Below are 17,634 nucleotides of genomic sequence, written 5' to 3'. Positions count from 1 at the left end.
TCCCCAAATCGACATTGCCGTCCATGGCATCGTGGTTCCTGTCCCGATTACTGGTAGGTGACGTTAAACGTCGCCGTTGCGTCCACGTTACCGGCCGCCAGCGTACTGGTCGTCGCGATATAGTCAGCGGAGAAGCTCATGGTGTTATCACCGTCGATGAGCGTCGCCGCTTTGGAGGCTTTGCCGAGGTCCAGCGCGGTCCCATCGGTATCGTAAATCTGAATCCCCACACCCTGCGCGCCACCTGCGCCAGCCGTGTTATCCAGCACGCTGGAATAGCCTGCCGCTGCGGTTCCGTTAAAGGTGACAGAGGCCTGCGTTGACACATTGGTGTCGCAATCCGTTAGCTTGATGCTGAACGGGGTTTTTTGATTGGCGACGTTACCGGCAGCCGGCGTTTCACCAAACGCGGCAAGGCGTACCTGGCCCATATCCACGGTTTTATTAATGGAGTCTTCCGCTACCGCACAGGCGGCGTTAACCACCGAGCCCGTAAAGTGCACCGATCCCCCGGTTACCGTCGTTGGGCCCGTGGCACCGCTGCCGCCCATTGATGCCGCCATCGCTGAGCTCCCCACCATCATTAATGCCAGCGCCAGTCCTTTAATCGTAAAATTTTTCATTGCTTATTGCCCTTAATAGTCCAAACGAATATTTCCATGATAATTAAGACAAAAACAGGGAACGTTCCCATTAAATATTAATTAAATGGTTCACTGCGTCATTTAAAATGAGGTTATTTTTACCAATAGCATCGCTAAAAATAATATTTTGTCTTCAGATCGTCCCGATCCGACGCCGCAGATTATCCACAATGCGATTAATGTTTTACAACGCCGATTTTTTCCGATAGTGGACAGTTATTTTTGTATGGAACCGAAATCATACGAAGAGATGTGCGTATGTTATTGTTATTAAAGCAAATCTAATCGTTAATGGATGTTAATTTTTTGTTTTTATACCCACAAAAGAGTAATTAAGAAAATGCATAGACAGCTAATTATTTGTGCGGAAAGTTCATTTTTTCTACCCGAAAAATAATTCCCAAAGAGCCCAAAAGTGCATATTTAATTTATACAAATGAATATTTCACTTTGGCAAGATATGCTATATCTCATTCCGTTATGACTGACTGATTTAGCGAGTCATAACTTGCGTAGAGGAGGCGCTACCTGCATTTCCAGTCGTTCAGACAGGCAGCGTCAGGAGAAAAGACTTAAAGATAACTGATGACCACTTCCTGAAGATGAGGATTCCCCGGCAGCGTACGGCGATCGATTCGGCCGATTATCTTAAATGGCGTACTGGACGCTGTCGACATCGCGACATACTGCGCGCGAATCGCACCATCACGATAGCAGGCAATCTGCAAACCCTGACCCGATGGCGAGACGTTACAACCCCCTTCAACCACCTGCCCGATAAAATGAATAGTGCCGGAGTTTGACCGACTCTGCGCTTGCGCTACACCGGATAACGCCAGGCCGATCAACGACAGGCATACTACACGTACTATTTTCTTCATGCTTCCCCCACTTCCTGTGAGAATGAATCCGCATCGCCTACTCTTCGATGCAGCTCGTTTTGCCTCCTGGCACCCTCATTTTTCATGAGAATCAGGCTAAACACTATAGCGTACGTCCTTACCAGGCTTGAATCCGTCATTTGTCGTATTCACCAGCGTAAACATCGAGCCAATATGATTAATTTTAAGAATATCCTTAGTATAAATATAAGGATAAAAAGAATACTGAGGAGTATTGAGGATTGCATATACGCTTTATTATGTTAGGGTAAGTTAATGTTGCCAACAAAACCCGGAGAGATTAATCACCCTACCATCCTTTATTTCCACCTTTTATCCAAGCGGGAATAATATGCCACCTCTGGCTTAATACGCGAAAATAACAAGGTTATTATTATGCAAACAACAACTCTGCGCACCCTTACGCTGGCTGCGTTATTAACCTCCCCCACTCTTTTTGCCGCGGACCTTCCCGGCAAAGGCATTACCGTTCACCCTGTGCAAAGCACCCTACCGGAAGAAACGTTCCAGACCGAGATTATCAACCGCGCGCTGAAGCAGCTGGGCTATGATGTCACCCCAATTGAAGAGGTGGAGTACAACGTAGCCTATACGGCGATTGCTGCCGGTGACGCGACCTTTATGGCCGCCAACTGGCTGCCGATGCAACAGGATATGTACGACGCCAGCGGCGGCGATCGGAAATTCTACCGTCAGGGTACTTATATTAGTAACGCCGCACAGGGCTATATGATCGATAAAAAAACCGCTGAGAAATATAACATTACGGATATTTCTCAGCTAAAAGATCCTGAACTTGCGAAATTATTTGACGCCAACGGCGACGGTAAAGCGGATTTAGCCGGCTGTAATCCAGGGTGGGTTTGCGGCTCGGTAATTGATACACAAATAAAAGCTTACGGCCTAAGCAATACGGTTACGCAGAATCAGGGAAATTATGCAGCGATTATTGCTGACACCCTCGCCCGCTATAAAGCAGGCAAACCGGTTATCTATTATACCTGGACGCCTTATTGGGTCAGTGATGAACTGAAACCCGGTAAAGATGTGGTCTGGTTAACCGTCCCCTTCTCTGCTAACCCTGGCTCACTGAAAGATCAGAATACCGAACTGCCGAACGGCAAGAACTACGGTTTTGCGGTCAACAACGAGTACATCGTGGCCAATAAAGCCTGGGCGGAGAAAAATCCCGCCGCGGCGAAACTGTTTGCTATCGCGAAGCTGCCGCTGGCCGACGTTAATGCGCAGAATCAGCTGATGCATAAAGGGGAATCGACCGCTGCGGATATTCAGCGTCATGTGGACGGCTGGATCCACGCTCACCAGCAAACCTTTGACGGCTGGATAAAGCAGGCATTGGCGGCGCAGTAAGCAGTCAACGCCCGGCCTGGCCGGGCGGCTTATTTACTCCATTACGCGCGCACGTTTGATGCGGTTTTCTTCCCCCGCCTGCGCGGATTCCACCAGCGTAAAGTTAAAGCTCACTTCCGTGTGCGGCTGGTGGATATCGCGTTCCTTCGCCAGCTTGTCGTCGGTAATTTTGACCGGATCGGCAATCAGCTCTTCGCGGGTAGCAAAGGCGAAGTCATCCCACAGGTAGGCGTCGCCGTTGAGGTTAATTTGCGTCGTCAGGTGTTTATAGCCCGGCGCCGAGACAAAGAAATGCACGTGCGCCGGGCGATTACCGTGACGGCCAAGCTGATTCAACAGCTTCTGGGTCGGGCCATCCGGCGGGCAACCGTAGCCGTAGGGGACGATACTGCGCACCGCATAACGTCCGTCCGCCCCGGTTTCCACACGGCGACGCAGGTGATATTCACTTTGTGATTGATCGAAGAACGAATAACCGCCGAGAGTGTTAGCATGCCAGATATCGACAATCGCCCCCGCCACCGGTTGCCCTTGAAGATCGGTCACCTGCCCGTACAGCCACATCGGCTCTCCCGCTTCGCTGCCATCATCCATCCGCGCAAACTGTTTGCTCAGCGGCGCGCCCGCCACGTACAGCGGCCCTTCAATGGTGCGCGGCGTGCCAACGTCGAGACCCGCCGCGGCCTCTTTTTCGTCAGCGCGCATGTCAAGGTAATGCTCTAACCCCAGCCCGGCGGCGAGCAGCGCCGCTTCTTTGCGCTCGCCCAGCTCGTTCAGGTAGTTGACGGCCAGCCAGAATTCTTCGTCGGTGATATCAAATTTACGGATGGTCTGACACAGGTCGCTGAGCAGTTGATGCATGATAGCTTTGAAGCGTTCATTGCCCTGCTCGGAATTTAAGCCGCTGCTGATCGCCAGTAACGATTCCAGTTCGGTTTGTTTTGCTGGATTAACGGACATTGCGTGTTCCTCTTTTTGTAGGGTAAGGTTTGTTGTTTTAATCAATGGCCGACGGGTGTCGGCATAACGGCTGCACGCTGATATCCATATACGGATACAGCGGCAGTGCGGTTAAGAGGTCGTGGAGTTCCTGGTTATCGGCCACGTCAAAAATACTGACGTTGGCGTACAGCCCGGCGACGCGCCAGATGTGCAGCCATTTCCCTTCGCGCTGCAGCTGCTGGGAGTAGGCTTTCTCTTTCGCTTTGATCTCATCGGCTTCGGCTTTGGGCAGCGACGACGGGATATTGACGGTCATTTCAACTTTGAACAGCATCGGGATGTCCTTTTAGTGGCGCGCGTAATAACGCAGTTTGTCGAAGTCAATCTCCACGCCCAGCCCCGGCCCCTGCGGCAGCGAAACCTGCCCCTGGCTGAAATCGAGCGGCGTGACCACGATGTCGTCTTTCAGCAGCAGCGGGCCGAACATCTCGGTTCCCCACTGCATCCGTACGGTGGACCAGGCGTGCAGCGAGGCCACCGTACCGAGCGTGCCTTCCAGCATGGTGCCGCCGTACAGCGCCACCCCCGCCGCCTGCGCGACGTGCGCCAGCTTCAGCGCCTGCGCCGGACCGCCCGCTTTGGCAATCTTTAGCGCATAGGCGCCGCTAAACCCGCCGTGCGCCAGAGCAAAACCGTCGTGGCTGGTTGCCACCGCTTCATCGGCGAGAATCGGGACCTCAAAACGCTGGCTCAGGGTAATCAGCCCCTGCCGGTCCCAGAGCGGGGTTGGCTGTTCAACGAGGTCGATACCGCCGGCCTGTAATGCACTCATGCCTTTCACCGCGGTGGTGAAATCCCACGCCTGGTTAACGTCCACGAGAATGCTCACGCCATCGCCCAGCGCTGCTTTGATCGCCAGCGCATGCTGGATATCGGTTTTTAGCGATCGGGCACCAATTTTTAGCTTGAAGGTGTCGTGCCGCCCTTCCGCCAGCAGCCGCTTGCCTTCTTCAATGTCTTTGTCGGTATCGCCGCTCGCCAGCGTCCACAGCACCGGCAGACGGTCGGTTATCGCCCCGCCGAGCAGCGCGCTGACCGGCAGCCCCAGCAGCTTGCCCTGGGCATCGAGAAACGCGGTTTCCAGCGCCGATTTAGCAAAGGTGTTGCCCTTCACGCTGGCGTTCATTTTGTCGGCAAGCGCCGCCACGCCGCTGAAGGTCTGGCCGCGCAGCAGCGGTGCGAGATAGGTTTCAATGGCCGAGCGAATGGCCTCCGGGCTTTCCGCGCCGTAGCTCAGCCCGCCGATGGTGGTGGCTTCGCCCCAGCCGACCACGCCCTGCGCGCACTGCATGCGCACGAGGGTCAGGGTCTGGCAGCCCATGGTGGCCATCGACAGTTTGTGCGGGCGAATGGTGGGAATATCCACCAGCCAGCAGGTCAGTGATTCAATCGTTAACATCCGTTGCTCCTGCATGTTTGTGTTGTAAGGGGGTTGAAGGCAGGCTTCTCAGGGCAATCCATGCCAGCAGCGCATAGGCCATCAACAGTAAAGAAACTGGCCAGGAGGAATCGAAGGCCATCAGCAGCGCCACCGCCAGCATCGGGCCGAGGCCGCCGGAGAAGATGGACCCCACTTCGTGACCCAGCGCCAGCCCGGAGTAACGCACCCGCACCGGGAAGAGATCGCTCATAATGCACGGCTGGGTGCCAATCATCGCGCCGTGGCACACCGGCAGGCCGAGGAACATCGCCAGCATCACCGCGCCATAGCTGCCGGTGGAGAGTAGCCAGAAGAAGGGGAATGCCATCACCAGCAGGCCAATCACGCCGATGTAGTAAACGGGCTTCAGGCCAATCTTGTCCGACAGCGCGCCCCAGAAGAGGATCGAGAAAAACTCAATCAGCATCGCCAGCGTCACCGCGCTGATGATCTCCCCGGTGCCGATACCAATGTGTTTGGCGTAGACCACCGAGAAGGTGAAGAAAATGATGGCGTCAATGGGGGGGCTTTGCGGCGATGGTTATCTTCTGGACCACGCCGGATCGCGCGCTCTCCCTGCGCGCCCGTGCGCTGGGCATTGCGGTGATCAACGGCACCGGCATGACCGGCGCGGCGCTGGGCCCCTTGCTGATGGGGCTGATGAAAGACGTCACCGGCAGCTTCAACGCCGGGATCTACATGGTGGCCGCCTTCCTGATTCTGGGTGCCGTTATCGTCGCGTTCATTCCGATGAAGGGGGCCCAGCGTCAGTCTGCTACGGCCAGTGCCGCCCCGGAGTCGGCGTAAACGCCTCGTCCGGGCGACCGGCAATTATCACTTAGGCCGGATAAGGCGTTTCGCCGCCATCCGGCATGATGCGTAACGGCCGGATGGCGCTGCGCTTATCCGGCCTACCATCAGAAGGTATAGCTCGCCCCCACCTGCACGGTTCGATCGCGACCAATCCAGCAGTTGGTGCTGTCATAACAGGTCAACGTCTCTTTGTTGGTCAGGTTCTGTGCGCTGGCTTTCAGCATGAGCCCAGCAAGGCTGCTGTCCACGGCGGACATATCGTAAGACAGCGACATATCGTACTGCGTTGTGCCCCCCAGTTTACCCGCCTTGTTATCCGGCGAGATTTCCATCGGACCGGTATAGCGCGCCCCTGCGCCGATCGTCAGCCCGCGCACCAGGCTTTGATCGAAGGTATAGTCGCCCCACAGGTTGAACGCATTTTCGGGGATCTGCGTCGGGCGTTTGCCCTGATAGCGCTCATCTTCGGTATTGATGGCGTGGGTATAGGCGTAGTTGGCTATCAGGTTAATATTGTCGGTTGGACGGCTGATGACCGACAGCTCTGCCCCTTTGGACTCAATTTCCCCGGTCTGGCGGTACACCCAGCTCGGATCCGCGCTCAGCACGTTTTTCTGTCGGATATTGAAGACTGAGGCGGTAAAGGTGGTCGCATAGTCCGCCAGCAGGTACTTCACCCCGCCTTCCACCTGCTTGCTGGTGGTAGGTTTCACCTGTTCAGCCGTCAGGCCGTTAGCCGGTGATACCGGTTTAAACCCTTCGGAATAGCTGATAAACGGCGACAGCCCGTTGTCAAAGGCGTACAGCACGCCAAGGCGCTTGGTCACGCGATCCTGAGAGATCCACGCTTTCTCGTCGTTGTTCAGGTAATCGGTCGTCGCGGACTGGTATTCGTCGTAGCGTAGGCTGGCAAGAATATTCAGGCCACCCCAGGCCATCTGGTCCTGCAGGTAGTAACCCTTCTGGTTGTAGGAAAGGCGGTTTTTCTGCGCGGTGTACAGTCCCAGCGCCCCTTCATTCACCTGCGCAAAGTCCGGGTTGCGCATATCCATATTTGGCGGCGGAGTCAGATAGTTGGAATAGCGATAATGGTAGTGCGAATTCAGCTTCTGATAGTCGAACCCTGTCAGCAGGTGGTGCTGCCACTCGCCAAGCGACAGCGTCCGCGTGATCTGGTTGTCGATATTAAAGCTGTGCAGATTTTCGTCGGTGGTATAGGCGGAGCGGTTCAGTTCGTAAACCGGATTACCTGCATTGCCGGTGGAATAGACGCTCTGCTGATGCGTGTCGATATCAAAGTAACGCGCCTTCTGCGCAATGCCCCAGCCGCTGTCGAATTCGTGTTCAAAGCTGTAGCCCACCATCCACTGGCGCTGCTTGAAGCCGTTCCAGTCGTCACCGGCATAATCGCGTTTATTGGCGTAGCTGGAGCGCAAATAGGAAAGCGGCAGCGGGTTAGATGGCGTCAGGCTTGGGGTATTTTGCGCCAACGCATCCAGCGTGAGACGGGTTTTCCCGCCTGGCTGCCAGGTCACGCTGGGCGCCACCAGATAATCTTCATAGCGCGTGGTATGGGGCTGATCGTCACCCTCGGTCGCTTTGCCCAGCAGGCGATAGCTCCAGTCGCTCTCGGCGATGCGTCCGGTCGAGTCAAGGTAGCCCTCTTTGAGGTTGCGAGTCCCGGTAATGAAGCTGACTTCCGTGCGCGGCGTGGTCTGCGGTTTCTTCCCTTGAATATTCACCAACCCGCCCGGCGAACCGCTGCCGTAGAGCACCGAGGACGGCCCTTTAAGGATATCGACGCTATCAATCAGCAGCGGGTCGATCCGCGCTTTGGTATTACCGGTCACGTTATAGGGCAACTGGAGGCCGTTATAGAATTCGTTGTCGACGTTAAAGCCGCGAATCTTGTATTCGCTCATGTAGGTCGTGCTGCCGCGCGACTCGGTCGCCACACCGGGCGCATAACGCAGAATCTCATTCACCGAGGTGGCGTGACGCAGGGCGATGTCATGCTGGCCGATAGTGTTGATAACCTGCGGCGTCTTGCTCTCCGCCACCGCGGATTTGGTGGCACTGTTGGTCCAGTCAGCCAGTTCGCTCCCCTCGCCGGAGGCGGTTACCAGCATGGTGGTTTCGTTGTTATCGGCATAGGCCTGCGATGCAAGCGCGAATGTTATCATCCCGGAGAGTGCGCAAAGGTGGAAAACGGCGTTATTCATTATCGTTGAGCTCAAAAAAACAAAGAACGATAATTATTATCATCCGCATTTACTATTCAACAACAAAATAAGAAGGGATTTAAAAATGTGATGCAGATCGGATTTTATCGAAAAAAGAAACGGCCCCTTACGGGGCCGTCAGAAGACATTATTCGCGGCGAATCAGGCGGAATACCGCCAGCACAACGATGGCGCCAACCACGGCGACCAGGAAGCTGTGCAGGTTAAAACCGGTGACGCTGCCACCGATGCCAAACGTGGTCGCAAGCCAACCGCCCACTACCGCACCCACAATACCCAGGATACAGGTGAGGATAAAGCCACCCCCATCGCGTCCCGGCATAATGAATTTGGCAATAACACCGGCAATCAGACCAAAAATAATCCAGGTAATAATACCCATTTTTCCCACCTCTCCTGTTCCATTAACAGCAATAAAAGCGCCGACATTCTGCGCCGCTAATGTTTCAAGTATAGGTAATTGTTCTTAAAAAACCTGGCGTAACGATGATATTTTATACGGATAAATACGAATATTGATGTAGGTACTGTCTTAAGTCCGTTACACTGCGCAAATCTGTCGTGATGTTAAATATTTCCAATTAGATGCTTAAGTTCTATTTTTCGACGCCGATATCTTATAAAGAACCTGCCCTTCAGGAGCCATTCAGGTGAGTGAGCATAACGCACAGTTTCTTAAGCAAAACCCGCTAGCCGTACTCAATATTTTACGCGATCTTCAGCGCACCAACGCCGCGCTGCGCGTGAGCTGGTCTTCTCGCCAGTTTATTAGCCGTATTCTCGACGCCAGCCAGGAGCATCTGGTCATTGATTTTGGCAGTCGTGAAGAAGACAACGATGCCGCGCGTGCCGCCAAAAATATCAGCATCGTGGCGGAAACCAACGGCGCAAAAATCGAATTTACTATTGCGGAAATGCGGGTCGAAGATTTTCAAGGGCTACCGGCCTTTGTGATGCCTACCCCGCCGGCGCTCTGGTTTATTCAACGTCGTGAGTTTTTTCGCATGCCCGCGCCGCTACACCCGCCCTACTATGGCGTCGCCACGCTGCCGGATAAAAGCCCGCTACGCTTTCGACTGTTTGATTTATCGCTGGGAGGCATGGGCGCGCTTCTGGAAGGCCCCGCGCCGGAGAGTCTGCAGCCGGGTATCGAACTGAAAGAGATTGAGCTGGATATGGGACAATGGGGACGTTTCCGCTTTGATGCGCAACTGCTGGCGATCAGCGAACGTAAGGTGGTTGACAGCAAAAACGAAACGATTGTCACCCCGCGCCTGAGCTTTCGTTTTCTGCATATGACGCCGGTACTTGAACGCTCGCTCCAGCGCATTATCTTTTCACTGGAGCGAGAGGCCCGCGAACGGGCCAATAACGTCCGCTAACTACATGGCGTCCATCGCTTTCTGTACTTTCCAGATATAGCGTGGCGCCTGCGGCGCCGGATGTTTCTTCACAACATGCTCGAAGAATTCATCCTTATCCAGTTCGTTAATTTCGGCAATCGCCTTTTTGCGGTCTGATGAGAAGGTGCGCAGCAGCGCACCTGCGCCGTTCGCGTAGGACACCACCAGCGCATACTGCATCACTTCCGGGTCGTTAATGCCCGCCAGCGAGCCGTGCTCCAGAATGCTCAGATAGGCCGCCCCCATTGAGATATTACGCTCCGGATTTTTCAGTTCGCTGGTCGACGGCTGGCCGCTCCAGCCCATATAACGGTAAACGTCCAGCCCGGAGGTGGAGGCCTTCAGCTGCATCAGGCCAACCGCGTTTGATTTGCTGACCAGGGTCGGATTCCCGCCGGACTCTACGGCAATAATCGCGGTGATCAAGCGTGGGCTAACGCCCCATGCCGCACCGGCTTTTTCGCTAATGGGCATCCACTGCATCGCTCGCTTTACCGGCACTTCAGGGTTCCATGGCGGATTACGGTAATCCGATTTAGAGCTACATCCGGCGAGTAATACAATTAAAAAAGCAAACCATCTTAATTTCACGCATCTATCCTTTTAGCTGAACTTTGCTGCCGTTAATGACAACCACTGGCTCAGGCGGCATGATACTCGTTTCGTACTCAGCAAGGAAATGCCATGTCTCAGTTTCATCTTATCGCCCCTTCCGGCTATTGCATTAACCAGTCCGCCGCGCTGCGCGGGGTGTCGCGATTAGAAGAGGCCGGACATCAGGTCACCCATCAGCAGGTTATCGCCCGTCGCGACCGCCGTTTTGCCGGCACGGAAAGCGAAAGACTGGGCGATCTTAACGGTCTTGTTTCGCTGACGGGTAAAAATCAGATTGTGATGCCGGTACGCGGCGGCTACGGCGCGAGCCGATTACTTGATCGCATCGACTGGCAGGGGCTGGCGGCTCGCCAACAGCGCGATCCGCTGCTTATCTGCGGCCACAGCGATTTTACCGCCATCCAGATGGGGCTACTGGCCCACGGCAACGTCATTACCTTTAGCGGGCCGATGCTGGCCGGGAACTTCGGTGCCGAAACGCTAAACGATTTTACCGAAAGGCACTTCTGGCAGGCCCTGAAAAATCCGACCTATTCCGTCGAGTGGCGTGGCGACGGCCCGGCCTGTGAGGCGCAGGGCACGCTGTGGGGAGGGAACCTGGCCATGATCGTTTCGCTGATAGGTACGCCGTGGCTCCCGGAGATTCGCGACGGCATTCTGGTGCTGGAAGACATCAACGAGCATCCGTTCCGCGTTGAACGCATGCTGTTACAACTGCTGCACGCGGGCATTTTTTCACGCCAGCGAGCCGTTGTGCTGGGTAGTTTTACCGGCGCGGCGCCGAACGATTACGACGCAGGCTACGATCTCAACGCCATGTATGATTACCTGCGTTCACGGCTGGCGATTCCGCTGATTACCGGTCTCGATTTTGGCCATGAGCAGCGCACGGTGACGCTGGCGCTGGGCGCACAGGCGCAGTTGATCCATGCGTCTGGTCATTCAACGCTCACGTTGAGCGGTCATCCGGTATTAAGTGAATAAAAAAACAATAAACACCGCTTATTAGTCCAATGCTCACGCCCTAATTATGGTAACGTTTTGTTACCAGCAAGCACGATTAGGGGAGTGCGTGAACATTGGACGCCACGGCAGTCATTAGTCTCTTTATTTTGGGTTCGGTCTTAGTAACCTGCAGTATTCTCTTAAGCTCATTTTCTTCCCGCCTCGGCATCCCGATACTGGTTATCTTTTTGGCTATTGGTATGCTCGCAGGTGTTGATGGCATTGGCGGCATTCCGTTCGACAACTACCCTTTCGCGTATATGGTCAGTAACCTGGCGCTGGCGGTGATCCTGCTGGACGGCGGGATGCGCACCCAGGCCAGTTCTTTTCGCGTGGCGCTCGGCCCGGCGCTGTCGCTGGCGACGCTGGGCGTGCTCATCACCTCCGGCCTGACCGGGATGATGGCGGCCTGGCTATTTAAGCTGGACATGATGGAAGGGCTGCTGATCGGCGCGATTGTCGGGTCGACCGACGCCGCGGCGGTATTCTCGCTGCTCGGCGGCAAAGGGCTGAACGAACGCGTGGGTTCCACGCTGGAGATTGAGTCCGGCAGTAACGACCCGATGGCGGTGTTTCTGACCATCACGCTGATTGAGATGATTCAGCAGCATGAGACGGGCCTGAGCTGGATGTTCCTTGTACATATCATTCAGCAGTTCGGCTTGGGGATTGTGATTGGTCTTGGCGGCGGCTATCTGCTGCTGCAAATGATCAACCGTATCGCGCTGCCCGCCGGGCTGTATCCGCTGCTGGCGCTGAGCGGCGGGATCATGATTTTTGCCGTCACCACCACGCTCGACGGCAGCGGTATCCTGGCGGTGTACCTGTGCGGCTTCCTGCTCGGTAACCGACCGATCCGCAACCGGTTTGGTATTCTGCAAAACTTCGATGGCCTGGCCTGGCTGGCGCAGATTGCCATGTTCCTCGTGCTGGGGTTGCTGGTCACGCCGTCTGACCTGTTGCCGATAGCCATTCCGGCGCTGCTGCTCTCTATCTGGATGATCTTTATTGCCCGCCCGCTTTCGGTTTTCGCCGGGTTGCTGCCGTTCCGCGGCTTTAACCTGCGCGAGCGCACCTTTATCAGCTGGGTGGGGCTGCGCGGCGCGGTACCGATTATCCTCGCGGTGTTTCCGATGATGGCCGGTCTGGAGAATGCGCGACTGTTCTTTAATGTCGCCTTCTTCGTGGTCCTGATATCACTGCTGCTGCAAGGCACCTCGCTGTCGTGGGCGGCGAAGAAAGCCAAAGTGGTGGTACCGCCGGTCGGCTGGCCTATCTCCCGCGTGGGGCTGGATATTCACCCGGAGAATCCATGGGAACAGTTTGTCTACCAGCTCAGCGCCGAAAAATGGTGCGTGGGTGCGGCGCTGCGCGATCTGCATATGCCGCCGGAAACGCGTATTGCCGCGCTGTTTCGCGATAACGCGCTGCTGCACCCCACCGGCAGCACGCGCCTGCGCGAAAATGACATTCTGTGCGTGATTGGCCGCGAACGCGACCTGCCGCTATTGGGCAAACTGTTTAGCCAGTCGCCGCCGATATCGCTGGATCAGCGCTTTTTTGGCGACTTTATTCTGGAAGCTGGCGCCAAGTTTGCCGACGTCGCGCTGATTTACGGCCTCGATGGCGGTGAAGAGTACCGCGATAACCAGCAGTCTTTGGGCGATATCGTGGAGCATCTGCTGGGCGCAGCGCCGGTCGTGGGTGACCAGGTGGAGTTTGCCGGAATGGTGTGGACGGTCGCTGAAAAACAAGAGAATCAGGTGTTAAAAGTCGGCGTGCGGGTGGCCGAGGAAGAATCGGAGTAGCGTGTTTGTTGCCCAATGGCGCTGTGGCCTATCCGGCTTGCGGGAGTGGTGAACGATTGTAGGCCCGGTAAGCACAGCGCCACCGGGCAAACACGTAAAGGTTACACTGTCACAACGGGAACGCGCGGCGCCAGCGCACACATTAGCTCATAGCCGACGGTACGGGCGCTGGCAGCCACTTCATCAATCTTAATTTCCTGCCCCCACAGCTCAACGGCAGTACCAATTCCTGCCTGCGGGCACGGCGTTAAGTCCACTGCCAGCATATCCATCGAGATAGCGCCAACCGTACCGGTACGAATCCCATCCACCAGCACCGGGGTGCCGTTGGCGGCAATACGCGGGTAGCCGTCGGCGTAACCGCAGGCAACAATGCCAATACGCTGCTCTTCTTTCGCGCGATAGCGACTGCCATACCCCACCGCATCGCCGGGTTTGAGGTTCTGCACGCCGATAATCTGGCTGCTCAGCGTCATCACCGGCTTGAGGCCGGTGTTCGCGATATCCTGCCACTGGCCGGAAGGCGACGCGCCGTAGAGCACAATACCGGGCCTTACCCAGTCGAAATGGGTTTCCGGATGCCACATCGTGGCCGCCGAGTTGGCTAATGAACGTGGACAGTCCAACCCTTCCGCCGCCTGCGCGATCAGGCGCATCGGTTCAGTTACGCCGTCGGTATTTTCCGCTTGCGCAAAATGCGACATGAGGGTCACCGCGCCGACGTTCTTCATACCGCGCAGTTGTTGCCAGACCGTATGTACTCGATCCGGTGCAAAACCGAGACGGTTCATCCCGCTGTTCACTTTCAGATAGACATCAATTGGCGCATGCAGCCTGGCATTCTGTAGCGCTTTAATCTGCCAGTTGCTGTGCACGCTGGTGGTCAGCCGATATTTATCAAACAGCTCCAGTTCGTCGGCATGGAAAAAACCTTCCAGCAGCAGAATCGGCCCTTTCCAGCCGCGTTCACGCAGCAGAATCGCCTCCTCCAGGTTGAGCATCGCAAAACCGTCGGTTTCCTTCAGGGCATTCCATACCCGATCCAGGCCATGGCCATAGGCGTTGGCCTTCACCACCGACCACACGCGGGCCCCATTAGCGGCCCGTCGGGCAATAGCAAGATTGTATCTTAGCGCCTGCAGATTAATGCTGGCGAGCACGGGACGTGACATGCGTTCTCCTTAGTGGTGCGCACCATGCAAGTGCTGCAAACGAGTGGGCGTGAAGCCCGGCGAATAACGTGCGACGCTGAGATCATCATAGGGGATAGCCGGCATTCTGCCAGACATCAGATCGCTCAGCAGCTGGCCGGAACCGCAGGACATGGTCCAGCCCAGCGTCCCGTGGCCGGTATTAAGCCACAGATTTTTGAACGCCGTTTTGCCGACCACCGGCGTGCCGTCCGGGGTCATTGGACGCAGTCCGGTCCAGAACGTAGCCTCTTCCACGTGGCCGCCGCGCGGGAACAGATCGCGCACGACCATCTCCAGCGTCTCGCGACGCGGCTGGAGCAGCTCGGTATTAAAGCCAACGATCTCCGCCATGCCGCCAACGCGGATACGGTTGTCAAAGCGGGTAATCGCGATTTTATAGGTCTCATCAAGGATCGTGGATACCGGCGCCCCGCTTTCTTCAACGATCGGAATGGTCAGCGAGTAGCCCTTCAGCGGATAAACCGGGATATCCACCAGCCCTTTGAGCATGGCGGTAGAGTAAGAACCAAAAGCCATCACGTAAGCATCGGCTTTGACCACTTCGTCGCCGCACTTCACGCCGACAATGCGTTCGCCCTCTTTAATCAGGCTGTCTACCGGCGTATTGAAGCGGAACTGCACGCCCGCCTGCTCAGCCATTTTCGCCAACCGCTGGGTAAACAGCTGGCAGTCGCCGGTTTCATCGTTGGGCAAGCGCAGGCCGCCGGTCAGCTTATGGGCAACCTCCGCCAGCGCCGGTTCAACCTCGGCGAGACGCGAGGCTTCCAGCAGTTGATACGGCACCCCCGCATCTTCCAGCACGGCGATATCGCGGGTGGCGTTCTCATACTGTTGGGCGGTGCGGAACAGTTGCAACGTTCCGCCCTGACGGCCCTCGTAGGCAATACCGGTGGTTTCACGCAGGGTTTTCAGACAGTCGCGGCTGTACTCCGCCAGGCGCACCATCCGCCCTTTGTTTTCCATATAGTGTCGCGTGTCGCAGTTGCGCAGCATTTGCCACATCCACTTCAGCTGGAAACCGGTGCCGTCCAGGCGAATCGCCAGCGGCGCATGGCGCTGGAACATCCATTTAATCGCCTTAAGCGGCACGCCCGGTGCCGCCCAGGGCGCGGCATAGCCCGGAGAGATTTGCCCGGCGTTAGCGGCGCTGGTCTCGAGCGCCGGACCGGCCTCACGGTCGATAACCGTTACCTGATGCCCCGCCTGACTTAAATACCAGGCGCTGGTCACGCCCACCACGCCACTTCCCAGTATGACAATGTGCATAGCCACTCCAATCCAGAATGAGTAAAAGAACAATCTTCTAATTACAAATTGATAACCCAGATGAAAATATTATTCAACATACGCTTTTTTTATGGTGACTGACTTCACACAGCGCGCATGCTGCGGGGTAGCGGTGAAGTTGACATCTCCTGCTGTGCGCAATTTTTTGTCAGCATAAAATGCTGAGAATGAGCAAAAATATCGCCAGTAAAATGAATAAATCATGAAGTTTAGAAAACGTGGTTGTTACAGAATTTCTGCGGTGTTCTATTCTTGAAGAGAGGCTCTCCAGACAGAGAGAGTCGCCAACAATGAGGGCGCGCTAATGGCTACGATTGACTCGATGAATAAGGATGCAACTCGTCTGAGCGATGGACCCGACTGGACGTTTTCGCTGCTGGAAACCTACCTGGCGGAAATTGACCGGGTGGCGAAGCTATACCGACTGGATACCTATCCGCATCAGATTGAAGTCATTACCTCTGAGCAGATGATGGATGCCTACTCCAGCGTCGGGATGCCGATTAACTACCCCCACTGGTCGTTTGGTAAAAAGTTTATTGAGACCGAGCGCCAGTATAAGCACGGGCAGCAGGGTCTGGCCTATGAAATTGTTATTAACTCCAACCCCTGTATTGCCTATCTGATGGAAGAGAACACCATCACCATGCAGGCGCTGGTGATGGCGCATGCCTGCTACGGACACAACTCTTTCTTTAAAAACAACTATCTGTTCCGCAGCTGGACCGATGCCAGTTCGATCGTCGACTATCTGCTGTTCGCGCGGAAATACATTACCGAATGCGAAGAGCGCTACGGCGTGGATGAAGTGGAACGCCTGCTCGACTCGTGCCATGCGCTGATGAACTACGGCGTTGACCGCTATAAACGGCCGTCAAAAATCTCGCTGCAGGAAGAAAAGGCGCGGCAGAAGAGCCGTGAAGAGTACCTGCAAAGCCAGGTGAATACCCTGTGGCGCACGCTACCGAAGCGCGATGAAGAGAAAGCCGTCGAGTCCGCGCGCCGCTACCCTTCCGAGCCGCAGGAGAACCTGCTGTACTTTATGGAAAAGAACGCGCCGCTGCTGGAACCGTGGCAGCGGGAGATTCTGCGTATCGTGCGCAAGGTGAGCCAGTATTTCTACCCGCAGAAACAGACGCAGGTGATGAACGAAGGCTGGGCGACCTTCTGGCACTATACCATCCTTAACCACCTGTATGATGAAGGCAAAGTGACCGAGCGCTTTATGCTGGAATTCCTGCACAGTCACACTAACGTGGTATTCCAGCCGCCGTACAATAGCCCCTGGTATAGCGGTATCAACCCGTATGCGCTGGGCTTTGCCATGTTCCAGGATATTAAGCGCATCTGTCAGAACCCGACCGATGAGGACAAGTACTGGTTCCCGGACATCGCCGGTTCCGACTGGCTGACCACCCTGCACTTTGCAATGCGTGACTTCAAAGACGAGAGTTTTATCAGCCAGTTCCTGTCGCCGAAAATCATGCGTGACTTCCGGCTGTTTACCGTTCTGGACGACGATCGCAATAATTATCTGGAGATTTCGGCTATTCACAACGAAGAGGGCTATCGGGAAATCCGCTCCCAGCTCTCTTCCCAATATAATCTCAGTAATCTTGAGCCGAATATACAGGTGTGGAATGTTGACCTGCGCGGCGACCGCTCGCTGACCCTGCGTTACGTCCCGCACAACCGCGCGCCGCTGGATAAAGGGCGCAAAGAGGTGCTGAAACATGTCCATCGCCTGTGGGGGTTTGATGTACATCTGGAGCAGCAGAACGCCGACGGTAGTATTGAGCTGCTTGAACGTTGCCCGCCAAGGCCGAATGCGCTGTAAAGAATGAGATGACAAGCGGTAAGTGAAGCGGCTTTACGCAAGAATCTCCTTCGTGTCTCGCCGCCATAAA

General features: G+C 55.5%; 15 protein-coding genes and 2 pseudogenes. 6 read left to right on the top strand and 11 right to left on the bottom strand.

The annotated features are described in order from the left end of the window. Positions 1–47: 47 nt before the first annotated feature. Together M989_RS10045 and M989_RS10040 are read right to left on the bottom strand one after the other, a co-directional pair. Complete coding sequence (locus M989_RS10045) at positions 48–623, bottom strand: fimbrial protein (RefSeq protein WP_064544891.1); 576 nt, start codon at positions 621–623, stop codon at positions 48–50. 593 nt (positions 624–1,216) lie between these two features. Continuing rightward, positions 1,217–1,525, bottom strand: a complete 309-nt coding sequence (locus M989_RS10040) for a fimbrial protein (protein ID WP_064544889.1) — start codon at positions 1,523–1,525, stop codon at positions 1,217–1,219. Between the two features lie 396 nt (positions 1,526–1,921). Between M989_RS10040 and proX the strand changes: the two genes are divergently transcribed. Beyond that, positions 1,922–2,917, top strand: a complete 996-nt coding sequence (proX, locus tag M989_RS10035; RefSeq protein WP_064544886.1) for a glycine betaine/L-proline ABC transporter substrate-binding protein ProX — start codon at positions 1,922–1,924, stop codon at positions 2,915–2,917. A gap of 33 nt (positions 2,918–2,950) precedes the next feature. On the opposite strand, the gene catA is transcribed toward proX, so the two are convergent. The 4 genes and pseudogenes from catA to M989_RS10015 all read right to left on the bottom strand — a co-directional run. Continuing rightward, complete coding sequence (catA, locus tag M989_RS10030) at positions 2,951–3,877, bottom strand: catechol 1,2-dioxygenase (RefSeq protein WP_064544884.1); 927 nt, start codon at positions 3,875–3,877, stop codon at positions 2,951–2,953. A gap of 37 nt (positions 3,878–3,914) precedes the next feature. Further along, the gene (gene catC / locus M989_RS10025) at positions 3,915–4,193 is read right to left on the bottom strand and encodes a muconolactone Delta-isomerase (protein WP_064544882.1); all 279 of its coding nucleotides are present in this window, start codon (positions 4,191–4,193) and stop codon (positions 3,915–3,917) included. Positions 4,194–4,205: 12 nt separating this feature from the next. Then, positions 4,206–5,318, bottom strand: coding sequence for a muconate/chloromuconate family cycloisomerase (locus tag M989_RS10020; protein ID WP_064544881.1), 1,113 nt, complete (start codon positions 5,316–5,318; stop codon positions 4,206–4,208). After that, a pseudogene (locus M989_RS10015) lies at positions 5,305–5,847 on the bottom strand (MFS transporter); the annotation flags it as partial. The gene M989_RS10020 and the pseudogene M989_RS10015, both read right to left, overlap by 14 nt. Before the next feature lie 14 nt (positions 5,848–5,861). On the opposite strand from M989_RS10015, the pseudogene M989_RS10010 reads away from it, so the two are divergent. Next, positions 5,862–6,146, top strand: a pseudogene (locus tag M989_RS10010) (4-hydroxyphenylacetate permease); the annotation flags it as partial. A 110-nt stretch (positions 6,147–6,256) separates the two neighbouring features. Here the strand turns inward: M989_RS10010 and M989_RS10005 are convergent. Both M989_RS10005 and M989_RS10000 read right to left on the bottom strand, forming a co-directional pair. Further along, positions 6,257–8,374, bottom strand: a complete 2,118-nt coding sequence (locus M989_RS10005; RefSeq protein ID WP_064544877.1) for a TonB-dependent siderophore receptor — start codon at positions 8,372–8,374, stop codon at positions 6,257–6,259. A gap of 148 nt (positions 8,375–8,522) precedes the next feature. Then, a complete protein-coding gene (locus tag M989_RS10000) occupies positions 8,523–8,777 on the bottom strand; it encodes a GlsB/YeaQ/YmgE family stress response membrane protein (protein ID WP_064544875.1) in 255 nt (84 codons plus the stop codon). 268 nt (positions 8,778–9,045) lie between these two features. Between M989_RS10000 and ycgR the strand changes: the two genes are divergently transcribed. Continuing rightward, positions 9,046–9,777, top strand: a complete 732-nt coding sequence (gene ycgR / locus M989_RS09995; protein ID WP_064544873.1) for a flagellar brake protein YcgR — start codon at positions 9,046–9,048, stop codon at positions 9,775–9,777. On the opposite strand, the gene emtA is transcribed toward ycgR, so the two are convergent. After that, positions 9,778–10,389, bottom strand: coding sequence for a membrane-bound lytic murein transglycosylase EmtA (gene emtA, locus M989_RS09990; protein ID WP_064544871.1), 612 nt, complete (start codon positions 10,387–10,389; stop codon positions 9,778–9,780). It lies immediately after the preceding gene. Positions 10,390–10,482: 93 nt separating this feature from the next. Here emtA and ldcA point away from each other — a divergent pair, with 93 nt between their 5' ends. Together ldcA and M989_RS09980 are read left to right on the top strand one after the other, a co-directional pair. Then, positions 10,483–11,397 (top strand): muramoyltetrapeptide carboxypeptidase, encoded by a 915-nt coding sequence (ldcA, locus tag M989_RS09985; RefSeq protein WP_064544869.1) that lies wholly within the window; start codon positions 10,483–10,485, stop codon positions 11,395–11,397. A gap of 95 nt (positions 11,398–11,492) precedes the next feature. Then, positions 11,493–13,226, top strand: a complete 1,734-nt coding sequence (locus tag M989_RS09980) for a potassium/proton antiporter (RefSeq protein WP_064544867.1) — start codon at positions 11,493–11,495, stop codon at positions 13,224–13,226. Between the two features lie 101 nt (positions 13,227–13,327). Here M989_RS09980 and dadX read toward each other — a convergent pair whose 3' ends face one another. Next, positions 13,328–14,398, bottom strand: coding sequence for a catabolic alanine racemase DadX (gene dadX, locus M989_RS09975; protein WP_064544866.1), 1,071 nt, complete (start codon positions 14,396–14,398; stop codon positions 13,328–13,330). A 9-nt stretch (positions 14,399–14,407) separates the two neighbouring features. Then, positions 14,408–15,706, bottom strand: coding sequence for a D-amino acid dehydrogenase (locus M989_RS09970; protein WP_064544864.1), 1,299 nt, complete (start codon positions 15,704–15,706; stop codon positions 14,408–14,410). A 325-nt stretch (positions 15,707–16,031) separates the two neighbouring features. Here M989_RS09970 and M989_RS09965 point away from each other — a divergent pair, with 325 nt between their 5' ends. Then, complete coding sequence (locus M989_RS09965) at positions 16,032–17,564, top strand: SpoVR family protein (RefSeq protein WP_064544862.1); 1,533 nt, start codon at positions 16,032–16,034, stop codon at positions 17,562–17,564. Positions 17,565–17,634 lie beyond the last annotated feature (70 nt).

The organism is Kluyvera georgiana ATCC 51603 (assembly GCF_001654985.1).
GTDB lineage: Bacteria > Pseudomonadota > Gammaproteobacteria > Enterobacterales > Enterobacteriaceae > Kluyvera > Kluyvera georgiana.
This window is presented reverse-complemented; position numbering and strand designations above follow the sequence as displayed.